Here is a 21,444-nt window from a genome sequence, read left to right on the forward strand (position 1 = left end):
CTGGGTAATGATGTCACGCCGCCCGTAGCGGCGCTTTGATAAATCATAATATGCCCGTGCGCCGTCAGCAATCTCATCCTGCTGATAAATGGAGAAATAGGGAAAGTCTCAGGGCGGCTGACGGCAGACGCGTCGTCGTCGCTGCTGTGCACAAGCACGCGCTGCCGTGCCAGGCCTCATTCTGCAGTGATTTTTTCACCCGGCCGCGGCATTGGGTGGTGTTTTTCGCCGCCGCTGACGTTAAAACGCCGTTTTTCTCGATGGAGAAATATGAAGAGTAAAACAAAACTGCGTTTTATTTTATGACCATAAGGGGATGAAATCGTAAGCCATGTAAATAATCATCTGGGGATGAGGGGAAATTATCACGACGACAAAAAAGAAATAAAAAGCATTAAAGTTTTATGGCGTGCTGCCGATATATCGTTTTGGCGGAATTTAACGCAAAAAAAGTATTCTTGCATCGTGCTAATACGGAAACATATCGTTACGTCTGTGAGCTTGTTCACTACGCCCGCGAATCATTGATAAGCCATAATCACCTGATGTTGAAAATTAAAACAGCCTCAGGCTGGGGGCTTAAGTCAAATCCGATAGCTAATAACCTTATAGTTTACACTGGTTATTTTTCAGCTTGGATATTTTTTAGTAACTCAAATGGTTATTTATACTGAGTTTGTTGCCTATATACAGATTTTTGTTCTGTTATTTTGGTTTGGTGATGCTTTTGTTCGAATTGATCTAAAAAAGATAATTTTTTGGCGGATAAACATTGTTTTTAAGACGTTTTTTTACCTATGGTTGTTTTGTGTACAAAATGGCGGTCAATAAGTGAGCGTATTTGGGGGTATTTGGCTTAATTATTTTTTATTTTTGTGATCTATGTCACATTGTATTTAAAATTGCCTCTCACTTACATTGTGTGTGCTAATGGTTCGGGGGTAGAGTTGCGCTGCTTTAGGAATAATCTTATTAAATTTGTAAAAATAGTTTCATGGTGACTAAACACTATCGAAGCAGAATGCTGTACATCCATACACGTAGGTTTACGCTCGTAGCAAATACTGAACAGTGGTCGAATTTAGCGATTGTAGAAAATTATAGCAGTCGTTTTTGAGAGATTAATTTGCCAACTTTGGGAAACAACCCAAGTCACGGGCGATAAAATTTATCACCCAGCGTATGTTTTTAAACATAGTCTGTCGGGATGGGGAATATGGGTACGTCTGAATTACTTAAGCATATTTATGACATCAATTTGTCATATTTACTTTTAGCACAGCGTTTGATCAACGATGAAAAAGCGTCCGCGATGTTCCGCCTGGGTATTGATGAAACCATGGCCGATGCGCTGGCGCAGCTGACTTTGCCGCAAATGGTCAAACTGGCCGAGACCAACCAGCTGGTTTGCCACTTCCGCTTTAACGAAAGCCAGACCATCGAACGCCTGACCAAAGAGTCGCGCGTCGACGATCTGCAACAAATCCATACCGGCATTTTGCTATCAAGCCATTTACTGCAAGAGCTATCGAGTAAAGACGCTAGCCCGACGAAGAAAAGAGCCTGATGATGGTTGAGAAAAGTATCGTTCAAGAAGCCAAGGACATTCAGCTCGCTATGGAGCTGATTTCGCTGGGAGCCCGACTGCAGATGCTGGAGAGTGAAACTCAGCTCAGCCGTGGGCGCTTGATTAAACTTTACAAGGAGTTACGCGGCAGCCCGCCGCCAAAAGGAATGTTACCGTTCTCAACCGACTGGTTTATGACCTGGGAACAAAATATTCACTCGTCGATGTTTTACAACGCCTACCTGTTTCTGATGAAAAGCGGGCAGTGCAGCGGAGTGGAGGCGGTGATCAAAGCCTATCGCCTCTACCTGGAACAGTGCCCGCAGCAGGCCGGCGAGGCGCCGCTGCTGGCGCTGACCCGTGCCTGGACGCTGGTGCGTTTCGTCGATAGCGGCATGTTGCAGCTCTCCGCCTGCAGCTGCTGCGGCGGCGCATTTATCACTCATGCGCATCAGCCGCTGAATGGTTTCATCTGCAGTTTATGCCAACCCCCATCCCGCGCCGTAAAAAGACGTAAACTTTCGCCGCAACTGGCCGATATTATTCCTCAACTGCTGGACGAGCAGGTCAAACGCGCCATTTGAGCCGCCACGTTGCCGGCTCTCGGCAATGAATACCGACGTGTGATACGCAGGGGCGGCATGCCGCCCCCAGACACGCAGCCTGGTCTGTCGCGCCAGGGCGCGTTTGCCCCACCTTCCATCCACATTGTTAATTTAAGGAATGCGTGTGCTAGTTATTTTGGGTTATCTCGTGGTATTGGGTGCGGTGTTTGGCGGCTACCTGATCGTGGGCGGTCATCTCGGTGCGTTATACCAACCGGCGGAGTTTCTGATTATCGGCGGGGCGGGTGTCGGCGCTTTCATCGTCGGCAACAACGGCAAGGCGATCAAGGCCACGCTGCGCGCGCTGCCGCGGCTGATGCGCCGTTCCAAATACAACAAAGATCTGTACATGGATCTGATGGCGCTGTTGTTCCGCCTGCTGGCCAAATCGCGTCAGCAAGGCATGCTGTCGCTCGAGTTCGACATCGATAATCCGCAAGAAAGTGAAATTTTCTCTAATTATCCGCGCATCCTTGCCGATAACACCCTGGTGGAGTTCATTACCGACTATTTACGGCTGATGGTGAGCGGCAATATGAATGCGTTCGAGATCGAAGCGCTGATGGACGAAGAGATCGAAACCTACGAGCAGGAAAGCGAAGTGCCCGCCGGCAGTTTGGCGATGGTGGGTGACTCCTTGCCTGCGTTCGGTATCGTCGCGGCGGTGATGGGGGTGGTACACGCCCTGGCTTCGGCCGATCGGCCGGCTGCGGAACTGGGGGCGCTCATCGCTAACGCCATGGTTGGTACTTTCCTCGGTATTCTGCTGGCCTACGGCTTCATCTCGCCGCTGGCCACGTTGCTGCGCCAGAAGAGCGCCGAAAACGTCAAGATGATGCAGTGCATCAAGGTCACGCTGCTGTCGAGCCTGAACGGATACGCACCGCAGATCGCGGTCGAGTTTGGCCGCAAAACGCTGTATACCACCGAACGTCCTTCTTTCGTTGAGCTGGAAGAACACGTGCGCCGCGTGAAAGCGCCGGCGCAGCAGGCGACGGAAGAAGAAGAAGCATGAAACAGAATCATCCGGTCGTTCTGGTCAGAAAGCGCAAGTCGCATCATGCCGCCCATCACGGCGGCTCCTGGAAGATCGCTTATGCCGACTTTATGACGGCGATGATGGCGTTCTTCCTGGTGATGTGGCTGCTGGCGATCGCCAGCCCGCAGGAGCTGACGCAAATCGCCGAATATTTCCGCACGCCGCTCAAGGTTGCCCTGACCAGCGGCGACAAGAGCAGTTCCGAAAGCAGCCCAATCCCGGGCGGCGGCGACGATCCTACGCAACAGCATGGCCTGGTGAGAAAGCAGGTCGACTCGCCGGACTCGCGCGCCGAAGAGCTGCGCCTGAACAAGCTGCGCGAAAAGCTGGATGAGTTGATTGAGTCCGATCCGCGCCTGAAGGCGCTGCGTCCGCATCTGTTGATCAACATGATGGATGAGGGGCTGCGCATTCAGATTATCGATAGCCAGAACCGGCCGATGTTCAAAACCGGCAGCGCGCAGGTCGAGAGTTATATGCGCGATATTCTGCGGGCGATAGCGCCGATCCTCAACGACCTGCCGAACAAGATCAGCCTGTCCGGCCACACCGATGATATCCCTTACGCCACCGGCGAGCGCGGCTACAGCAACTGGGAACTGTCGGCCGATCGCGCCAACGCCTCCCGACGCGAGCTGATTGCCGGCGGCCTGGCGGAAGGCAAGGTGCTGCGGGTGGTGGGCATGGCGGCCACCATGAGCCTGAAACAGCACGGCGCCGATGATGCGATCAACCGTCGTATCACCGTGCTGGTGCTGAACAAGCAAACGCAAGAGGGCATCGAACACGAAAATGCCGAAAGCAACGCGATGGATATCGCCCAGCCGGATAGCCTGAAGCAGCTGGCGCCGTCGGCGACTGCGCCGGCCAGCCAAACGCCGGAACCCCAGGCGGTAACGCCGACCGATCAAGCGACGCCGCCGGCGATGGACCCTGCCGCCCAATCGCAGACATCCCCGGCGATAGCCCCGGCCGGCCAAACGCCGGAACAATCGGCGGCTGCGCCCGCACCGACTAACCGCGACTCACAGCCAGAGGTGACCCCGTGAGCATGGACATTAGCGATTTTTATCAGACCTTCTTTGATGAGGCGGACGAGTTGCTGGCCGACATGGAGCAACACCTGCTGGAGCTGGATCCGCTGGCCCCCGATATCGAGCCGTTGAACGCCATCTTCCGCGCGGCACACTCGATCAAGGGCGGTGCGGCGACCTTTGGCTTTTCGGTGCTGCAGGAAACTACCCACCTGCTGGAGAACCTGCTGGACGGTGCAAGACGCCAGGAAATGAGCCTGAGCACCGAGATTATCAACCTGTTTCTGGAAACCAAAGACATTATGCAGGAGCAACTGGACGCCTATAAAACCTCGCAACAGCCTGACGCCGAAAGCTTTGAATACATTTGCCAGGCGCTGCGCCAGCTGGCGTTGGAAGCGCAACAGCAGCAGGAGGCGCCCGCGGTTCAACCGGCCGTTCAGCAGCCCGTTGTTCAGCACGCAGCCGCGCCGGCGGCGATCGAAGGCGGCATGCGCATCAGCCTGAACGGGCTAAAAGCCAGTGAAATCCCCTTGATGTTGGAAGAGCTGGGCAACCTCGGCGAGGTTAAAGATCCGCATCAGACGGAACACAGTCTGGACGTGACGTTGCTCACCTCCGCCAGCGAAGACGACATCAGCGCCGTGCTGTGCTTCGTGTTGGAACCGGAACAAATCAGCTTCTCGACGCCGACGCAAAGCGAACCGGCCGCCGTGGAAGCGAGCTTACCGGAAGCGGTCGCCGTGCCGGAACCTGCGCCAGCGCCGGTCGCCAGCGCCGTGCCGCCCGCCACTAAACCGGCCGCCGCAGCGGCGGAAGCGCCAAAAGCGCGCGCCAAGGCGAGCGAATCCACCAGCATTCGCGTGGCGGTGGAAAAAGTGGATCAGCTGATCAACCTGGTGGGCGAACTGGTGATCACCCAGTCGATGCTGGCGCAACGCTCCGGCACGCTGGATCCGGTGAACCACGGCGATCTGCTGAACAGCATGAGCCAGCTGGAGCGTAACGCGCGCGATCTTCAAGAGTCGGTCATGTCGATCCGCATGATGCCGATGGAATATGTCTTCAGCCGCTACCCGCGCCTGGTGCGCGATTTGGCCGGCAAGCTGAACAAACAGGTGGAACTGACGCTGCAGGGCAGCTCCACCGAACTGGACAAGAGCCTGATCGAACGGATTATCGATCCGTTGACGCACCTGGTGCGCAACAGCCTCGATCACGGTATCGAAGAACCGGCCACCCGCATCGCCGCCGGTAAATCGGCGGTGGGCAATCTGGTGCTGTCGGCCGAACATCAGGGTGGCAACATCTGTATTGAGGTCATCGACGATGGCGCCGGCCTGAACCGCGAAAAAATTCTCGCCAAGGCCGCGTCGCAAGGGCTGGCGGTGAGCGACAGCATGAGCGACGAAGAGGTCGGCATGCTGATCTTTGCTCCGGGCTTCTCTACCGCCGAGCAGGTGACCGACGTTTCCGGCCGTGGCGTCGGCATGGACGTGGTGAAACGGAATATTCAGGAGATGGGCGGCCACGTCGAGATCCGTTCACAGGCCGGTAAGGGCACCACCATCCGCATCCTGCTGCCGTTGACGCTGGCGATCCTTGACGGCATGTCGGTCAAAGTGAACGACGAAGTCTTTATCCTGCCGCTGAACGCGGTGATGGAATCGCTGCAGCCTCAGGCGGAAGACTTGCACCCGCTGGCCGGCGGCGAACGCGTGCTGCAGGTGCGCGGCGAATACCTGCCGCTGGTGGAGCTGTATCGGGTATTTGAAGTGGAAGGCGCCAAAACCGACGCTACGCAGGGCATCGTCGTCATCCTGCAAAGTGCCGGCCGCCGCTATGCGTTGCTGGTGGATCAGCTGATCGGCCAGCATCAGGTGGTGGTGAAGAATCTGGAAAGCAACTACCGCAAAGTGCCGGGCATCTCCGCCGCGACCATTTTGGGCGACGGCAGCGTGGCCTTGATCGTCGATGTCTCGGCGTTGCAAACCTTGAACCGTGAAAAGCGTCTGACGGACGCCGCCGCATAATAATGAGTTTATTGATTTAAAAGGTGAATGATATGGCAGGATTGGCAGCCGTCAGCAAATTGGCTGGCGAAACGGTAGGGCAAGAGTTTCTGATTTTCACCCTGGGCAACGAGGAGTACGGCATCGATATCCTCAAGGTGCAGGAAATTCGCGGCTACGATCAGGTGACCCGCATCGCCAACACCCCGGCGTTCATCAAGGGGGTCACTAACCTGCGCGGCGTGATCGTCCCGATCATCGATCTGCGGGTGAAATTCTCCCAGCAAAGCGTGTCTTACGATGAGAACACCGTGGTGATCGTGCTGAACTTTGGCCAGCGCGTGGTGGGCATCGTGGTCGACGGCGTTTCCGACGTGCTGTCATTGACCGCCGAGCAGATCCGCCCGGCGCCGGAGTTTGCGGTGACCCTCGCGACCGAGTACCTCACCGGGCTCGGTTCGCTGGGCGAGCGCATGCTGATCCTGGTGGATATCGAAAAGCTGCTGAGCAGCGAAGAGATGTCGCTGGTCGACAGCGTGGCGAAAAGCGTCTGATTCAAGACTCCAGGGGGGCAGGGCGCTGCCCCCTTGACCCATCACTCTTCCTGACCTGTCGCGATGCCGTCAGCCGCGCCCGGAACCCTTACTAAAAATAGTTACTTTCCCGCATAAAGTTTTGCCGCGCGGCGCCGATAACTCTCTCATTCAACGTCATCAGAGCCTGTCTGCGCGGGCTTCAACAAGGGAAATCATGTTAAATCGTATGAAGGTGGTCACCAGCCTGTTGCTGGTGTTGGTGCTGTTTGGCGCCTTGCAGTTGATTTCGGGCGGACTCTTTTTCTCCTCGCTGAAAAGCGATAAGGAAAACTTTACCGTCCTGCAAACTATCCGCCAGCAGCAGCTGCAGCTGAGTGAAAGCCGCGTTGACCTGCTGCAGGCGCGCAACTCCCTGAACCGTGCCGGTATTCGCTACATGATGGATACCAACAAGATCGGCAGCGGCGCCACCATTGATGAACTGCTGGCCAAGGCGAAAGAAGAGCTGGGCGAAGCGGAAAGACACTATGCCGCTTACGAAAAAATCCCGCAGGATCCGCGTCAGGACCCCCAGTCGGCGGAACGCGTTAAACAGCAATACGACATTCTGTACGGCGCGCTCTCCGAGCTGATCCAACTGTTGGGCGAAGGCAAAATCAACGCGTTCTTCGATCAGCCTACGCAGAGCTACCAGGACAACTTTGAGCAGAGCTACAACGTTTACCTGGAGCAAAATGGCAAGCTGTACCAGATCGCAGTCGACGGCAGCAACAGCTCCTATAACTCGGCCATCTGGACGCTGATCGTGATCCTGGTGGTGGTGCTGGCGGTGATCGTGCTGGTCTGGACCGGTATCCATCACATCCTGGTGCGCCCGCTGAACCGCATGATCGATCACATCAAACAGATCGCCGCCGGCGACCTGACTCAGCAGATCGTCGTCAACAGCCGCAACGAAATGGGCGTGCTGGCGGCCAGCCTGAAACACATGCAAGGCGAACTGATTGAAACCGTCAGCGGCGTACGTCAGGGCGCGGATGCCATCTACAGCGGCGCGTCAGAAATCGCTGCGGGCAACAACGATCTCTCCTCCCGCACCGAGCAGCAGGCCGCGTCGCTGGAAGAGACCGCCGCCAGCATGGAACAGCTGACCGCGACGGTGAAACAGAACGCCGAAAACGCCCGTCAGGCTTCACAGCTGGCGTTGAGCGCCTCCGAAACCGCACAGAAAGGCGGCAAGGTTGTGGCCAACGTGGTGCAGACCATGCATGACATCGCCGGCAGCTCGCAGAAAATTGCCGATATCACCGGCGTGATCGACGGTATCGCCTTCCAGACCAACATCCTGGCGTTGAACGCCGCGGTGGAAGCGGCGCGTGCCGGCGAGCAGGGCCGCGGCTTCGCGGTGGTGGCCGGCGAAGTGCGTAACCTGGCGCAGCGCAGCGCGCAGGCGGCGAAAGAGATCAAAGGCCTGATCGAAGATTCGGTCAGCCGCGTCGATATGGGCTCTGTGCTGGTCGAAAGCGCCGGTGAAACCATGGGCGACATCGTCAATGCCGTCACCCGCGTGACCGACATCATGGGCGAAATCGCCTCGGCGTCGGACGAGCAGAGCCGCGGTATCGATCAGGTTGGACAGGCGGTAGCGGAAATGGACCGCGTCACCCAGCAGAACGCCTCGTTGGTGGAAGAATCCGCCTCGGCGGCGGCGGCGCTGGAAGAACAGGCCAGCATGCTGACCCAGTCGGTGGCGGTATTCCGCCTGAGGTCGGAAGGCCAGGAAGAGTTTAAAGCGCCTGTCACCAGCAAGGCGACGGTAACACCGGTAATCAATCATAAGAAAATGAACGCCAGCGATCTGCAGGATAACTGGGAAACGTTCTGACCGGTATCGGGCCTCTCTCGCAGGGGCCCTTTTCCCTACGTAGGCCGGTCGCCGGCCGGCTGCAAGGAGGTTCACAGTGTTTAACCGAATCCGTATCTCTACCAGCTTATTCCTGTTGTTGATGACCTTCTGCGTTCTGCAGTTGGCCAGCAGCGGCCTGTCGTATTCCGCGTTTCGCTCCGATAACCACAACCTCGACATCATCACCCTCGGCAGCCAGCAGCGCGATTCGCTCAGCCTGAGTTGGGTGTCGCTGTTGCAGGCGCGCAATACGCTGAACCGCGCCGGCACCCGCGCGGCGCTGAAGCTGCCGCAGGAGCAGGTGAACGAACTGATGAGCAGCGCCCGCAGTTCGCTGCAGAAGGCCGATCTCTATTTCAATCAGTTCATGGCGGTTGAACGCAGCAGTGAACAGCAAAGCCAGCAGACGGCCACCACCAAGGCCAGCTACGAGCGGCTGCGCGGCGCGCTGCGTGAACTGATCGGTTTCCTGGAAAAGGGCGAGCTGCAGGCGTTTATGGATCAGCCGACGCAGAAAACCCAGGACCTGTTCGAGGCCGACTTCGTGCAGTACCTGCAGTTGGTCAACGGCGACATCAGCGAAGCCAGGGACGCCAACCAGTTCTCCTTCACGCTGGCGGGCCTGATGCTGGCGGGGGCGGTCTTGATGCTGATCGTGGTGACCGGCAGCGCCATGTGGTGGTTGCGCACCATGTTGGTACAGCCGTTGAACCAAATCCGCAGCCACTTTGAACGCATCGCCGCCGGCGATTTGGCGACGCCGATTCAGGTGTACGGCCGCAATGAAATCAGCATGCTGTTCGCCAGCCTGCAACGCACGCAGCAGTCGCTGATCGGCACCGTCGGCGCGGTGCGCGACGGGGCGGAGTCGATTCTGATCGGCCTGCAGGAAATCTCCGAAGGCAATAACGATCTGTCTTCCCGCACCGAGCAGCAGGCCGCTTCGCTGGAAGAGACCGCCGCCAGCATGGAACAGCTGACCGCGACGGTGAAGCAGAACGCCGACAATGCGCGGCAGGCCTCTCAGCTGGCGCGTGACGCCTCGGCCACCGCGGCCAAGGGCGGCGAGCTGGCCGGCGATGTGGTCACCACCATGCACGATATCGCCAACAGTTCGCAGAAAATCGGCGCCATCACCAGCGTGATTGACGGCATCGCCTTCCAGACCAACATTCTGGCGCTCAATGCGGCGGTGGAAGCGGCGCGCGCCGGTGAACAAGGGCGCGGTTTCGCCGTGGTCGCCGGCGAAGTGCGCAACCTGGCGAGCCGCAGCGCGCAGGCGGCGAAAGAGATCAAGGGGCTGATCGACGAATCGGTCAGCCGCGTCAAACACGGCTCGGTGCTGGTGGAAAACTCCGGCGCCACCATGCAGGACATTGTGCGTTCGGTGACCCGCGTGACCGACATCATGGGCGAGATCGCGTCGGCGTCGGATGAACAGAGCCGCGGCATCGAGCAGGTGACGCAGGCGGTGACCCAGATGGATCAGGTCACCCAGCAGAACGCCGCGTTGGTGGAAGAGTCCGCTTCTGCCGCCACCGCGCTGGAAGAGCAGGCCATTACCCTGGCCGACGCGGTCGCGGTATTCCGTCTGGCGGACGATAACTTCGTCGCGCCAGGTAACAGCAGCAACGCAGTTTCACCCGTGGTAAAGGAAGCCCAAGATTGTTAAACCGCATAAGCAGCACGTTTTTCTCCGGTGAGGCGGCATGAAACAGGCGCCGTCAACTTCTAACCGGGATACAGCGTCGATGTTGACGCAAATGGTGCAGCGTCTGCCGCTGTCGGACGTGCATTTTCGCCGCATCAGCCAGTTGATTTATCAACGCGCCGGCATCGTGCTGGCGGAGCATAAGCGCGAGATGGTTTACAACCGTCTGGTGCGCCGGCTGCGGCTGTTGGGATTGCACGATTTCGGCGACTATCTGGCGCTGCTGGAAAGCGATCCGAACAGCGCGGAGTGGCAGGCGTTCATCAACGCGTTGACCACCAACCTGACGGCCTTTTTCCGCGAGGCGCATCACTTCCCGATCCTGGCGGAGCATGCGCGCTCGCGGCCGAACGGCTACAGCGTCTGGAGCACCGCGGCCTCGACCGGTGAAGAGCCGTATTCGATCGCCATCACGCTGAGCGATGCATTGGGCCAGCGGGCCGGCAGTTGCCAGGTCTGGGCCAGCGACATCGACACGCAGGTGCTGGAAAAAGCGGAAGCGGGCGTTTACCGCCAGGAAGATCTGCGCACCCTGACGCCGACCCAAATGCAGCGCTATTTCCTGCGTGGCACCGGGCCGCATCAGGGGCTGGTGCGCGTGCGGCCGGAGCTGGCGGCGCGGGTGAACTTCCAGCCGCTGAACCTGCTGGCGCCGGAGTGGGCGCTGCCGGGGCAATTCGACGCCATTTTTTGCCGCAACGTCATGATCTATTTCGATAAGGCGACGCAGGAGCGCATCCTGCGCCGCTTCGTTCCCTTGCTTAAGCCGGGGGGGCTGATGTTCGCTGGCCACTCCGAGAACTTCAGCCAGATCAGCCGGGATTTCTACTTGCGTGGGCAGACCGTGTATGGGCTGACCAAGGAGAGGTAATGAGTAAAATCAGAGTGTTATGCGTAGACGATTCGGCACTGATGCGTCAGCTGATGACGGAAATCGTGAACGGCCATCCCGACATGGAAATGGTGGCGACCGCGCCGGATCCGCTGGTGGCGCGCGATCTGATCAAAAAATTTAATCCCCAGGTGCTGACGCTGGACGTCGAGATGCCGCGCATGGACGGGCTGGATTTCCTCGAGAAGCTGATGCGCCTGCGGCCGATGCCGGTGGTGATGGTCTCTTCGCTGACCGGTAAAGGGTCTGAGATCACGCTGCGCGCGCTGGAGCTGGGCGCGGTGGATTTCGTCACCAAACCGCAGCTCGGTATCCGTGAGGGCATGTTGGCCTACAGCGAACTGATTGCCGAGAAGATCCGCACCGCCGCCAGAGCGCGCCTGCCGCAGCGTTCCAACAGCCCGGCGCCGGCGATCCTCAGCCACGCGCCGCTGCTGAGCAGTGAAAAATTGATCGCCATCGGCGCTTCCACCGGCGGTACCGAAGCGATCCGCCAGGTACTGCAGCCGCTGCCGGCCACCAGCCCGGCGCTGCTGATCACCCAGCACATGCCGCCCGGTTTCACCCGTTCGTTCGCCGAACGGCTGAACAAACTGTGCCAGATCACGGTGAAAGAAGCGGAGGACGGCGAGCGCGTGCTGCCGGGCCATGCCTACATCGCACCGGGGGACCGCCACCTGGAGCTGGCGCGCAGCGGCGCCAACTATCAGGTGAAGCTGCATGACGGCCCGGCGGTCAACCGCCATCGTCCGTCTGTCGACGTGCTGTTCCGTTCGGTGGCGCAATATGCCGGCCGCAATGCGGTGGGGGTGATCCTCACCGGCATGGGGAACGACGGTGCGGCGGGGATGCTGGAGATGCACCGCGCCGGGGCCTATACCCTGGCGCAGAACGAGGCGAGCTGCGTGGTGTTCGGCATGCCGCGCGAGGCGATCGCCAGCGGCGGCGTCAGCGAAGTGGTCGAGTTGGACAGGATGAGCCAGCGCATGTTGGCGCAGATTTCCGGCGGCCAGGCATTGCGCATTTGATTTTAGTCCGCAGGGTTTACCCGGCGGCGATATGACCCTGGTTCGCCGCGCGGCGGCCTGCGGTTTTGCATCATTAAACGGTTAACTATTTCAGGAGTAACAATGGCAGACAAGAACCTCAGATTTCTGGTTGTGGACGACTTTTCCACCATGCGCCGCATCGTCAGAAATTTGCTCAAAGAGCTGGGCTTCAACAACGTCGAAGAAGCTGAAGATGGCGCGGATGCGCTGAACAAGCTGCGCGCCGGCGGTTTCGACTTCGTGGTGTCCGATTGGAACATGCCGAACATGGACGGACTCGAACTGTTACAGACCATTCGCGCCGATAGCGCGCTGGCCGCGATGCCGGTACTGATGGTGACGGCGGAAGCCAAGAAAGAAAATATCATCGCGGCGGCGCAGGCCGGCGCCAGCGGTTATGTAGTGAAACCATTTACGGCGGCGACGCTGGAAGAAAAGCTCAACAAGATTTTTGAAAAATTGGGCATGTAAGGAGAGGGCGATGAGAGACATTCCAATGCCTGCCAGCGATGCAGCGACCGCGGGAGAGATCATCTCCCGCATCGGCCAACTGACCCGAATGCTGCGCGACAGCATGCGCGAACTGGGGCTCGATCAGGCGATCGCCCAGGCGGCAGAGGCGATCCCGGATGCGCGCGACCGTCTTGACTATGTCGTAACCATGACGGCGCAGGCGGCGGAACGGGCGTTGAACTGCGTGGAGGCGGCGCAACCGCGCCAGGCGGAGCTGGAATCCGGCGCCAACGCGTTGAAAGGGCGCTGGGACGAGTGGTTCGCCAATCCCATCGAACTGGACGATGCGCGTTCTCTGGTCAACGACACGCGCCAGTATCTGGATCAGGTGCCGGGCCATACGGCCTTCACCAATGCCCAGCTACTGGAAATCATGATGGCGCAGGACTTCCAGGATCTGACCGGTCAGGTGATCAAGCGCATGATGGATGTGGTGCAGGAGATCGAAAAGCAGCTGCTGATGGTGCTGATGGAAAACATGCCGGAGCAGCCGGTGAAGGAAAAACGGCCGAACGACAGCCTGCTGAACGGCCCGCAGCTCGACCAGAACGGCGTCGGCGTCATCGCCAACCAGGCGCAGGTCGACGATCTGCTCGACAGCCTCGGTTTCTGAGGCTTTTCGGGGCGCGCGACGGCGCGCCCCGAAAGTTGCGCGGTGTCCCGCAAAGATTAATGTATATAGCATTACTATATACATCATGGCGGTTATAATTTGTACTCCAATTTAAGGAGGTCGCCATGACGTTAGGTTCTGTCTTTACCAATAATCGGACACAGGCTGTACGCTTGCCCGCAGAGGTGCGTTTCCCTGATACCGTTTCTAAAGTGACCGTTCGCGTAGTGGGCAAAGAGCGCATTCTTGCCCCCCTGGAGAATACTTGGGACAGTTTCTTCTGTGCGGCAAATGAGGTGAGCGATGATTTCCTCAATGAACGTGCAGGACAGCACCAGGGTGAGCGGGAAGATTTTTGATGTTCAGTCATATGCTGGACACCAACATTGTTATCTATGTCATCAAGCGCCGGCCGCTGGAAGTGCTGGAGGCATTCAATCGCTATGCAGGTAAAATGGTCATTTCGTCGATCACCTATGGCGAATTGGTTCACGGGTGGAGAAAAGCGCTCGTCCAGCGGTGAACGCCAGAGTCGTTGAAGATTTTGTCTCCCGATTGGACATTCTCGATTACAGCGCCAAAGCGACATCGCACTATGGCAATATCCGGGCTGCGCTGGAACGCCAGGGAACGCCTATTGGCGTAAACGATCTACATATCGCCAGGCATGCGCGCAGCGAAGGATTGATCCTGGTGACCAATAATCGACGCGAACTTGAGCGCGTTGAGGGTTTGCGGCTGGAAAATTGGTTGTAACGTCTCCCTGATGGTCTCATCCCCTAAATAACCCGCCTTTTTCCCCGTTGTTCCGCCAATGACATCGCCAATTTTTTGGCATGCTGACCGCCATTCTTTACCCTCCCGACACAGGAACGGCGTTTCGTGGCTGAAGACAGCGATCTGGAAAAAAGCGAGGCCCCCACGCCCCACCGGCTGGAGAAGGCGCGTGAAGACGGCCAGATCCCGCGCTCCCGCGAGCTGACCTCGGTACTGATGCTGCTCTCGGGCCTCGCGATCATCCTGATGTCCGGCAGCAACATGGCGCAACAGCTGGCGGCGATGCTCACGCAGGGGTTGAACTTCGACCATGGCATGGTCAGCAACGATAAACAGATGGTACGCCAACTCGGCATGTTGCTGCGTCAGGCGGTGCTGGCGCTGTTGCCGATCATGGCGGGGCTGGTACTGGTGGCGCTCGCCGCGCCGATGCTGCTGGGGGGCATTCTGTTCAGCGGCAAGTCGATTAAATTCGACTTGAAGCGGTTGAACCCGCTGTCCGGGTTGAAGCGCATCTTTTCCACCCAGGTGCTGGCCGAGCTGCTGAAAGGGATCCTGAAAGCGACGCTGGTCGGTTGGGTGACCGGTCTTTATCTGTGGCACAACTGGGCGGCGATGCTGCATCTGATGACTCAGCAGCCGCTCGACGCGTTGGGCAATGCGCTGCAGATGATCCTGTTCTGCGGTTTTCTGGTGGTGCTGGGATTGACGCCGATGGTGGCGTTTGACGTGTTCTACCAGCTGTGGAGCCACTTCAAAAAGCTGAAGATGACCAAGCAGGATATTCGCGACGAATTCAAAGACCAGGAGGGGGATCCGCACGTCAAGGGACGCATTCGCCAGCAGCAGCGGGCGATCGCCCGGCGCCGCATGATGGCCGACGTGCCTAAGGCGGACGTGATCGTCACCAACCCGACGCACTACGCCGTCGCGTTGCAGTACAACGACAAAAAAATGAGTGCGCCGAAAGTGCTGGCCAAAGGGGCCGGCGAAATCGCCTTGCGCATTCGTGAGCTCGGTGCGGAGCACCGCATTCCGATGCTGGAGGCGCCGCCGCTGGCGCGTGCGCTGTATCGGCACAGCGAGATTGGACAACATATTCCGGCCACCCTGTATGCCGCCGTCGCCGAAGTGCTGGCCTGGGTGTACCAGCTGCGCCGCTGGCGGCGCGAGGGCGGCCTGATCCCGAAAAAACCTGAACGTTTACCGGTGCCGGAAGCACTGGATTTTGCAAGAGAGAGTGACTCTGATGGCTAATTTGGCCTCCCTGCTTCGTTTGCCGGGCAATTTTAAAGATACGCAGTGGCAGGTGTTGGCCGGCCCGGTGCTGATTCTGTTGATCCTGTCGATGATGGTGCTGCCGCTGCCGGCGTTTATCCTCGATCTGCTGTTTACCTTCAACATCGCGCTGTCAATCATGGTGCTGCTGGTGGCGATGTTCACCCAGCGCACGCTCGAATTCGCCGCCTTCCCGACCATTCTGCTGTTCTCCACATTGCTGCGTTTGTCGCTCAACGTCGCGTCGACGCGCATCATCTTGCTGGAGGGCCACACCGGTTCCGCCGCCGCCGGGCGCGTGGTGGAAGCCTTTGGCCACTTCCTGGTGGGGGGCAACTTCGCCATCGGCATCGTGGTGTTCATCATCCTGGTGCTGATCAACTTTATGGTAATTACCAAGGGGGCCGGGCGTATCGCCGAAGTGGGCGCGCGCTTCGTGCTGGACGGCATGCCGGGTAAACAGATGGCGATCGACGCCGACCTGAACGCCGGGCTGATCGGTGAAGACGAAGCGAAGAAACGCCGCGCTGAAGTGACCCAGGAGGCCGATTTCTACGGCTCGATGGACGGTGCCAGTAAATTCGTACGTGGCGATGCCATTGCCGGCCTGATGATCATGGTGCTGAACGTCGTCGGCGGCCTGTTGGTCGGTGTCGTGCAGCATGGCATGGAGCTGGGGGCGGCGGCGGAAAGCTATACGCTGCTGACCATCGGTGACGGCCTGGTGGCGCAGATCCCAGCGCTGGTGATCTCCACCGCCGCCGGCGTCATCGTCACCCGCGTCGCGACCGATCAGGACGTCGGCGAGCAGATGGTGGGCCAGCTGTTCAACAATCCGCGCGTGATGTTGCTGAGCGCCGGGGTACTGGGGCTGTTGGGCCTGGTGCCGGGCATGCCGAACCTGGTGTTCCTGCTGTTTACCGCCGCTTTGCTGGGCCTGGCCTGGTGGCTGCGTGGCCGTGAACAACAGGCACCGAAAACGGTGGAAGAACCGGCGATGCCGGAGAATCCGCAGGCCGCCGAGGCCAGCTGGGCCGACGTTCAGTTGGAAGATCCGCTGGGGATGGAAGTGGGCTACCGGCTGATTCCGATGGTCGATTTTCAACAGAACGGCGAGCTGCTGGGGCGTATCCGCGGGATCCGCAAGAAATTCGCGCAGGACATGGGCTATCTGCCGCCGGTGGTGCACATCCGCGACAATCTGGAACTGCCGCCAGCCAGCTACCGCATCCTGATGAAAGGCGTTGAGATCGGCAGCGGTGAAGCGCAGCCGGGCCGTTGGCTGGCGATCAACCCCGGCAATGCCGTGGGCGAGCTGGCGGGAGACAAAACCGTCGATCCCGCCTTTGGGCTCGAGGCGGTATGGATCGACAGCGCCTTGCGAGAGCAGGCGCAGATCCAGGGTTTTACCGTGGTGGAAGCCAGTACCGTAGTGGCGACGCACCTTAATCACCTGATCGGCCAGTTCGCCAGCGAGCTGTTTGGCCGCCAGGAAACTCAGCAGCTGCTGGACCGTGTTTCACAAGAGATGCCGAAGCTGACCGAAGACTTCGTGCCGGGCGTGGTGTCGCTGACGACGCTGCACAAAGTGCTGCAAAACCTGTTGGCCGAACGCGTTTCTATCCGCGATATGCGCACCATCGTCGAAACGCTGGCGGAACATGCCCCGGCGCAAAGCGATCCTTATGAGCTGACGACCGTGGTGCGGGTGGCGCTGGGCCGGGCGATCACGCAGCAGTGGTTCCCGGGCAACGGCGAGATTCAGGTTATCGGCTTGGATACCCAGCTGGAGCGCCTGTTGCTGCAGGCGTTGCAGGGCGGCGGCGGTCTGGAGCCGGGGCTGGCCGACCGCCTGCTGGAACAGGCGCGTCAAGCGCTGCAACGGCAAGAGATGCTCAGCGCGCCGCCGGTGCTGTTGGTTAACCATGCGCTGCGTCCTTTACTGGCGCGCTTCCTGCGCCGCAGCCTGCCGCAGCTCGTGGTGCTGTCCAACCTGGAGATTAACGACGATCGCCAGATTCGCATGACCTCGACCATTGGAGCCGCCTGATGAAACGTTGTCTGTTCGTGCTGTGTTTGCTGGCGCCGTTAACCGCCGGTGCGGTGTCCGGCTCCTGGGTGGCCGAAGGGGCGGGCGTGACGTTGGAACAGGGCGGCATGCGCGATGAGTCCGCCGGTTTGCGGCCGCCGAACGCGCTGCCGGATGCCAATGCGCGCATCACCCGCGTCAGCTGGCGCTACCGTTTACTGGGGCCTGAACCATTGGGGCTGCAGGCCCAGCTGTGTACGGTGAACCGTTGCATTCCGCTCGGCGGCGGCAGCGGCAGCAGCAACGGCCTGCAGGGCGAACCGGCCAATGCGGAATTGCGCTTTGTCTATTACGTGCAGTCGCAAGGCGGGCTGAACCCGCCGCTGCGGGTGATTGGCAATCAGGTGATCGTCAATTATCAGTAGGATCAGGCCAGAATTTGCAGGCCGTTGCGTTCGACCAGTGACAGCAGCTTCATTGCGGCGGAGTTCGGTTGTGCTTCGCCGCGCTCCCATTTCTGCACCGCCTTTTTACTGACGTTGAGATACAGCGCAAACACCGGCTGACTGACGTTTTCCCGTTCGCGCAGCGCGCGGATCTCGGCCGGCCCGAACTGCTTCACCGGCCGCAGGCACAGCATGTCGAAAGTGCGCATGGTCACGTCGTCGACGAAACCGGCGCGGTGCAGGCCCTGAACTTCCTGGTGGATCTCGGCAAGAATTTTACTCATCGCTTAGCCTCCGTAACTCCCTGTTGTTGACCAGCTGGTAGAGTCTGAATGGCGAATAATCCAGATACAGCGCAGCCAGATGTTTCAATCCCTGTAACTCATCCGCACTGATGTTTTCTCTCTCGCTTTTGGCAAAGCCGCGCATAAAAAACAGGCGGTCTTCATCGCGAAAAACGATCAGCACCCGATAGCCGCCACGTTTGCCCGCACCAGCCCGAGCGATGCGCTTTTTGTATACGCAACCGCCAAGATTGGCGTCGTACCGCTGATGCTGCATTTCTCGCGCCGCTTTCACTATCGTGGCGTCGCTAATGCGCTCGCGTGCGGCAAAACCCTGAAAGGTTTTGGTGAGATAGATATCAGCCATTCGCTCTCCCTGCGAATCTATACCCGTTAAGGGTATATTTCAAGTGATTTAAAAATCACCACAGGGTGACAAGTGGCCAAAGGGAAAGAAACAGCCAAATTCACGTTCTGCGCAGCCTGACGCATAACGTTAAGGGAACTCAGGAGGTGATGAGGTGAAAATGCGAGGGGATGCGCAAAAGTCGGCTAACGCGTGCCCGGTGATAGGCTCACCGGGCGAAATGAGTCAGGTCAGACGCCGATTTTTCTGCCGAGCAGGCTGCCGGCGTGCGACTGGCCGTCCGGGCCATACAGCGATTTGTTGTTCTTACTGAGGATAGCCAGTGCCTGAGCGTTGTGGTCGATCTGCTGATTGAGCAGCAGGCCGTTGTGCTGGTTCTTCTCACGCAGCGTTTGGCTCAGCAACTGAACGCGTTGCCAGCGATCGGCCAGAGGCGCATGGCTGGCATAGGGCGCGCGTTGCCCGCAGGTTTTTTCCTGCCCCAGGCGCTGTTGCTCGAGGTAAGCGACCGTCGCCAGCAGTTGGCTTTTGGCATCGGTGACGCGCTGCAAGGCCACGCCGGGCAACTGGCCGGAACACAGCAAGTCGTGCTCTTCCTCCAGCACGCCATTGAGCGCCTGCAGTGTTTCCAACAGTTTGTCCAGCAGTTGTACCAGCTTTTCCATAGTGATGACTTATCCTTTATCGCTACCCGCCGCCGCGTTGTCAGTCGCGTCCGGCGATCCATTGAACATCGCTCTGCGCGTCTTGCAGCAGTGCGTCGGCGATTTTGCCGGCGTCCATCTTCAGTTCACCGTTGCGGATCGCCTGTTTGATGGCCTCGACCCGGCCCATATCGATATCCTGGGTGCCCGGTTGCATCAGGCGCGCCTGCGCCTCGCTCAGTTTGACCTGCGTGCCGCTGACGGCGGTTTCGGCCACGGCGGCCTTGCGCGGTTGGAGCGGGTTGTCGGCCGGGGTTTCACGCGGTTGCACAGTGGAAACCGGCTGTAACCGCTGGGTGCGATCGATACTCATGGTCCATCTCCGTTTACGCCGTGGCCGCTCGGGGGCGACGACGCTGCAATGAAAGTTTTGCGGCCCTGGTGGCCAATAAAATGCTGCTTGATTTGTCTTATCGGCAAGGTTTGCGGAACCTTTACTTTTTTATAACGTAATGCGGATCGCGCCGTCGTCCCCGACCACGCCGCTGACGATCTGCCCGGACGCCATGCGCACCCGCACGCTGTCTTCGGCGGCGGCGTTGTTCATCGCCTTACCCGCACCGCTGATGCTGAATCCTTCGCCCTGTGCATTGACCTGTACCGATTGCCCGGCCTTGATAATCCAGGCGCGGCGCAGCATGGCGAGGGTCAGCGGCTGACCGGGGCTAATGTTGCGCAGGCTGACGGCGCCTAACGCTTTGCTCGCTTCGGTCAGCGCACGCGGCGGCAGGGTATCGAGCCGGCCTGCTTTCAACGTCAGGTCCGCCGCGGTCAACCGGCTGCCGGCGCTGATGCCGCGCGCCGAAACGAGATAGCGGCCAAACACCTGCACCTGCGTCTGGATAAAACGCCGCTCCTGGCCACAGCGCGCCGAAATGCTGACGTTGCCGCCGATCCGCGCGTTGGGCGGCAGCGACAGCTGCGGCAGTTCGCAAGCGGGCCATTGGTTCGGCGGCGTGCGCACCCGCACTTTCACCTGTACCGGTTCGCCGCTGAACTTGCCTTGGATGAAGCTTTCGATTTGCGTCGCCAGATCGTCGGCGCGCGCGTTCAGACTGCACAGCAGGCCGATAAGCAGCAGCATTTTACCTTTCATCGTCATCTTCTCAAGCTTCATCGGGATACGCGTAAGTGTACCCGCAGCGCGCGCAGGCTAAGCAGATAAATAGCGCCCCATTTTGCGTTTATTCCCGCGATAGGGTAGCGCGGGGGGCGTTTATGCTGTCGACTCCAAATTCTAACCTCGCGGAGGGAGCATGCTCGACAAACTGGACGCGGCTCTGCGCTTTGGCCAAGAGGCGCTGAACTTGCGCGCCCAGCGGCAGGAAATTCTGGCCGCCAACATCGCCAACGCAGACACACCGGGTTATCAGGCGCGGGATATCGATTTCGCCAGCCAATTGAACAAAGTGATGGAGCAGGGGCGCGTCAGCGGCAACGGCATGTCGCTGAACCTGACGGCGGCGCGCCACATCCCGGCGCAGACCCTGCAGCCGCCGCAGCTCGATCTGCTGTTCCGGGTGCCGGATCAGCCGTCGATGGACGGCAACACGGTGGACATGGATCGCGAACGCACCAACTTTGCCGATAACAGCCTGAAATATCAGACCGACCTGACGCTGCTCAACGGTCAGATCAAAGGGATGATGTCCGTGCTGCAACAAGGATAAGGCGCATGTCTTTACTGAATATTTTTGATATCTCCGGCTCGGCGTTATCGGCGCAATCCCAGCGCATGAACGTCAGCGCCAGCAACATGGCCAACGCCGACAGCGTGACCGGTCCGGACGGCGAGCCTTACCGCGCCAAGCAGGTGGTGTTCCAGGTCGCGGCGGCCCCCGGGCAGCCGACCGGCGGCGTACGCGTCGCTCAGGTGGTGGACGATCCGGCGCCCGAGCGTTTGGTCTATCAACCGGGCAACCCGCTGGCGGACGCCAAGGGCTACGTGCGCATGCCGAACGTCGACGTGGTGGGTGAAATGGTCAACACCATCTCCGCTTCCCGCAGCTACCAGGCCAATGTCGAGGTGCTCAACACCACCAAGTCGATGATGATGAAAACCCTGACGTTGGGTCAGTAACC

General features: G+C 59.1%; 23 protein-coding genes and 1 pseudogene. 19 read left to right on the plus strand and 5 right to left on the minus strand.

Annotation, left to right across the window (positions count from 1 at the left end):
• The first annotated feature begins 1,216 nt into the window (after positions 1-1,216).
• The 17 genes and pseudogenes from flhD to ACJ8J5_RS03130 all read left to right on the plus strand — a co-directional run bounded on the left by flhD (position 1,217) and on the right by ACJ8J5_RS03130 (position 17,986).
• Positions 1,217-1,567 (plus strand): flagellar transcriptional regulator FlhD, encoded by a 351-nt coding sequence (gene flhD / locus ACJ8J5_RS03050; protein WP_004934891.1) that lies wholly within the window; start codon positions 1,217-1,219, stop codon positions 1,565-1,567.
• On the plus strand, positions 1,567-2,151 hold the full coding sequence (flhC, locus tag ACJ8J5_RS03055; RefSeq protein ID WP_016927281.1) for a flagellar transcriptional regulator FlhC: 585 nt from the start codon (positions 1,567-1,569) through the stop codon (positions 2,149-2,151). Before flhD ends, flhC begins: the two co-directional genes overlap by 1 nt.
• 145 nt (positions 2,152-2,296) lie before the next feature.
• Positions 2,297-3,187, plus strand: a complete 891-nt coding sequence (gene motA, locus ACJ8J5_RS03060; protein ID WP_015378266.1) for a flagellar motor stator protein MotA — start codon at positions 2,297-2,299, stop codon at positions 3,185-3,187.
• On the plus strand, positions 3,184-4,260 hold the full coding sequence (gene motB, locus ACJ8J5_RS03065) for a flagellar motor protein MotB (RefSeq protein WP_043138656.1): 1,077 nt from the start codon (positions 3,184-3,186) through the stop codon (positions 4,258-4,260). Before motA ends, motB begins: the two co-directional genes overlap by 4 nt.
• A complete protein-coding gene (gene cheA / locus ACJ8J5_RS03070; RefSeq protein WP_049206033.1) occupies positions 4,257-6,278 on the plus strand; it encodes a chemotaxis protein CheA in 2,022 nt (673 codons plus the stop codon). Before motB ends, cheA begins: the two co-directional genes overlap by 4 nt.
• A 32-nt stretch (positions 6,279-6,310) precedes the next feature.
• Positions 6,311-6,811 carry a chemotaxis protein CheW gene (cheW, locus tag ACJ8J5_RS03075; RefSeq protein ID WP_025303271.1) on the plus strand — a complete coding sequence of 167 codons (501 nt, stop codon included), beginning with the start codon at positions 6,311-6,313 and terminating at the stop codon, positions 6,809-6,811.
• Positions 6,812-7,007: 196 nt separating this feature from the next.
• Entirely contained in the window at positions 7,008-8,678 is a 1,671-nt protein-coding gene (gene tsr / locus ACJ8J5_RS03080) for a methyl-accepting chemotaxis protein (RefSeq protein WP_164063083.1), read from the plus strand.
• 76 nt (positions 8,679-8,754) lie between these two features.
• Entirely contained in the window at positions 8,755-10,371 is a 1,617-nt protein-coding gene (locus ACJ8J5_RS03085) for a methyl-accepting chemotaxis protein (RefSeq protein WP_038629515.1), read from the plus strand.
• A 37-nt stretch (positions 10,372-10,408) separates the two neighbouring features.
• Positions 10,409-11,281: a protein-glutamate O-methyltransferase CheR gene (cheR, locus tag ACJ8J5_RS03090; RefSeq protein ID WP_025159837.1), complete on the plus strand. Its 873-nt coding sequence runs from the start codon at positions 10,409-10,411 to the stop codon at positions 11,279-11,281.
• Positions 11,281-12,330: a protein-glutamate methylesterase/protein-glutamine glutaminase gene (locus ACJ8J5_RS03095; protein WP_025303269.1), complete on the plus strand. Its 1,050-nt coding sequence runs from the start codon at positions 11,281-11,283 to the stop codon at positions 12,328-12,330. The genes cheR and ACJ8J5_RS03095 overlap by 1 nt, the downstream gene beginning before the upstream one ends.
• Before the next feature lie 102 nt (positions 12,331-12,432).
• Entirely contained in the window at positions 12,433-12,822 is a 390-nt protein-coding gene (gene cheY, locus ACJ8J5_RS03100) for a chemotaxis response regulator CheY (RefSeq protein WP_004934862.1), read from the plus strand.
• A 10-nt stretch (positions 12,823-12,832) separates the two neighbouring features.
• On the plus strand, positions 12,833-13,477 hold the full coding sequence (gene cheZ / locus ACJ8J5_RS03105) for a protein phosphatase CheZ (RefSeq protein WP_004934858.1): 645 nt from the start codon (positions 12,833-12,835) through the stop codon (positions 13,475-13,477).
• Between the two features lie 125 nt (positions 13,478-13,602).
• Positions 13,603-13,836 carry a type II toxin-antitoxin system VapB family antitoxin gene (gene vapB, locus ACJ8J5_RS03110; protein ID WP_089195989.1) on the plus strand — a complete coding sequence of 78 codons (234 nt, stop codon included), beginning with the start codon at positions 13,603-13,605 and terminating at the stop codon, positions 13,834-13,836.
• Positions 13,836-14,233: pseudogene (gene vapC / locus ACJ8J5_RS03115) on the plus strand (type II toxin-antitoxin system tRNA(fMet)-specific endonuclease VapC). The gene vapB and the pseudogene vapC overlap by 1 nt, the downstream one beginning before the upstream one ends.
• 126 nt (positions 14,234-14,359) lie before the next feature.
• Positions 14,360-15,511, plus strand: coding sequence for a flagellar biosynthesis protein FlhB (flhB, locus tag ACJ8J5_RS03120; protein WP_043138644.1), 1,152 nt, complete (start codon positions 14,360-14,362; stop codon positions 15,509-15,511).
• Positions 15,504-17,582, plus strand: a complete 2,079-nt coding sequence (gene flhA / locus ACJ8J5_RS03125; RefSeq protein WP_025303268.1) for a flagellar biosynthesis protein FlhA — start codon at positions 15,504-15,506, stop codon at positions 17,580-17,582. Before flhB ends, flhA begins: the two co-directional genes overlap by 8 nt.
• Positions 17,582-17,986 carry a flagellar protein FlhE gene (locus ACJ8J5_RS03130; RefSeq protein ID WP_038876830.1) on the plus strand — a complete coding sequence of 135 codons (405 nt, stop codon included), beginning with the start codon at positions 17,582-17,584 and terminating at the stop codon, positions 17,984-17,986. The genes flhA and ACJ8J5_RS03130 overlap by 1 nt, the downstream gene beginning before the upstream one ends.
• A 2-nt stretch (positions 17,987-17,988) precedes the next feature.
• Here the strand turns inward: ACJ8J5_RS03130 and ACJ8J5_RS03135 are convergent, their stop codons facing one another.
• From ACJ8J5_RS03135 to flgA, 5 genes are all read right to left on the minus strand, one after another.
• Entirely contained in the window at positions 17,989-18,291 is a 303-nt protein-coding gene (locus ACJ8J5_RS03135) for a helix-turn-helix domain-containing protein (protein ID WP_084827646.1), read from the minus strand.
• A complete protein-coding gene (locus ACJ8J5_RS03140; RefSeq protein WP_025303266.1) occupies positions 18,284-18,658 on the minus strand; it encodes a type II toxin-antitoxin system RelE/ParE family toxin in 375 nt (124 codons plus the stop codon). Before ACJ8J5_RS03140 ends, ACJ8J5_RS03135 begins: the two co-directional genes overlap by 8 nt.
• Before the next feature lie 230 nt (positions 18,659-18,888).
• Positions 18,889-19,323, minus strand: a complete 435-nt coding sequence (locus tag ACJ8J5_RS03145) for a flagella synthesis protein FlgN (protein ID WP_025303265.1) — start codon at positions 19,321-19,323, stop codon at positions 18,889-18,891.
• Between the two features lie 40 nt (positions 19,324-19,363).
• The gene (gene flgM, locus ACJ8J5_RS03150) at positions 19,364-19,675 is read right to left on the minus strand and encodes a flagellar biosynthesis anti-sigma factor FlgM (protein WP_004934832.1); all 312 of its coding nucleotides are present in this window, start codon (positions 19,673-19,675) and stop codon (positions 19,364-19,366) included.
• 129 nt (positions 19,676-19,804) lie between these two features.
• The gene (gene flgA, locus ACJ8J5_RS03155; protein WP_025303264.1) at positions 19,805-20,458 is read right to left on the minus strand and encodes a flagellar basal body P-ring formation chaperone FlgA; all 654 of its coding nucleotides are present in this window, start codon (positions 20,456-20,458) and stop codon (positions 19,805-19,807) included.
• Between the two features lie 160 nt (positions 20,459-20,618).
• On the opposite strand from flgA, the gene flgB reads away from it, so the two are divergent.
• Both flgB and flgC read left to right on the plus strand, forming a co-directional pair.
• A complete protein-coding gene (flgB, locus tag ACJ8J5_RS03160) occupies positions 20,619-21,032 on the plus strand; it encodes a flagellar basal body rod protein FlgB (RefSeq protein WP_025303263.1) in 414 nt (137 codons plus the stop codon).
• Between the two features lie 5 nt (positions 21,033-21,037).
• Positions 21,038-21,442: a flagellar basal body rod protein FlgC gene (flgC, locus tag ACJ8J5_RS03165; protein ID WP_004934826.1), complete on the plus strand. Its 405-nt coding sequence runs from the start codon at positions 21,038-21,040 to the stop codon at positions 21,440-21,442.
• Positions 21,443-21,444: the final 2 nt, after the last annotated feature.

It is taken from the genome of Serratia sp. CY43202, from assembly GCF_052168755.1.
Taxonomy (GTDB): domain Bacteria; phylum Pseudomonadota; class Gammaproteobacteria; order Enterobacterales; family Enterobacteriaceae; genus Serratia; species Serratia bockelmannii.

Coding starts and splice junctions, on each gene's coding strand:
- flgB (WP_025303263.1), top strand. CDS start 20,619: ATGCTCGACAAACTGGACGCGGCTCTGCGCTTTGGCCAAGAGGCGCTG.
- flgM (WP_004934832.1), bottom strand. CDS start 19,675: ATGAGTATCGATCGCACCCAGCGGTTACAGCCGGTTTCCACTGTGCAA.
- flhA (WP_025303268.1), top strand. CDS start 15,504: ATGGCTAATTTGGCCTCCCTGCTTCGTTTGCCGGGCAATTTTAAAGAT.
- motB (WP_043138656.1), top strand. CDS start 3,184: ATGAAACAGAATCATCCGGTCGTTCTGGTCAGAAAGCGCAAGTCGCAT.
- flgC (WP_004934826.1), top strand. CDS start 21,038: ATGTCTTTACTGAATATTTTTGATATCTCCGGCTCGGCGTTATCGGCG.
- ACJ8J5_RS03135 (WP_084827646.1), bottom strand. CDS start 18,291: ATGAGTAAAATTCTTGCCGAGATCCACCAGGAAGTTCAGGGCCTGCAC.
- vapB (WP_089195989.1), top strand. CDS start 13,603: ATGACGTTAGGTTCTGTCTTTACCAATAATCGGACACAGGCTGTACGC.
- cheZ (WP_004934858.1), top strand. CDS start 12,833: ATGAGAGACATTCCAATGCCTGCCAGCGATGCAGCGACCGCGGGAGAG.
- flgA (WP_025303264.1), bottom strand. CDS start 20,458: ATGAAAGGTAAAATGCTGCTGCTTATCGGCCTGCTGTGCAGTCTGAAC.
- cheY (WP_004934862.1), top strand. CDS start 12,433: ATGGCAGACAAGAACCTCAGATTTCTGGTTGTGGACGACTTTTCCACC.
- cheR (WP_025159837.1), top strand. CDS start 10,409: ATGAAACAGGCGCCGTCAACTTCTAACCGGGATACAGCGTCGATGTTG.
- ACJ8J5_RS03095 (WP_025303269.1), top strand. CDS start 11,281: ATGAGTAAAATCAGAGTGTTATGCGTAGACGATTCGGCACTGATGCGT.
- flhC (WP_016927281.1), top strand. CDS start 1,567: ATGATGGTTGAGAAAAGTATCGTTCAAGAAGCCAAGGACATTCAGCTC.
- flhD (WP_004934891.1), top strand. CDS start 1,217: ATGGGTACGTCTGAATTACTTAAGCATATTTATGACATCAATTTGTCA.
- ACJ8J5_RS03145 (WP_025303265.1), bottom strand. CDS start 19,323: ATGGAAAAGCTGGTACAACTGCTGGACAAACTGTTGGAAACACTGCAG.
- ACJ8J5_RS03130 (WP_038876830.1), top strand. CDS start 17,582: ATGAAACGTTGTCTGTTCGTGCTGTGTTTGCTGGCGCCGTTAACCGCC.
- tsr (WP_164063083.1), top strand. CDS start 7,008: ATGTTAAATCGTATGAAGGTGGTCACCAGCCTGTTGCTGGTGTTGGTG.
- cheW (WP_025303271.1), top strand. CDS start 6,311: ATGGCAGGATTGGCAGCCGTCAGCAAATTGGCTGGCGAAACGGTAGGG.
- ACJ8J5_RS03140 (WP_025303266.1), bottom strand. CDS start 18,658: ATGGCTGATATCTATCTCACCAAAACCTTTCAGGGTTTTGCCGCACGC.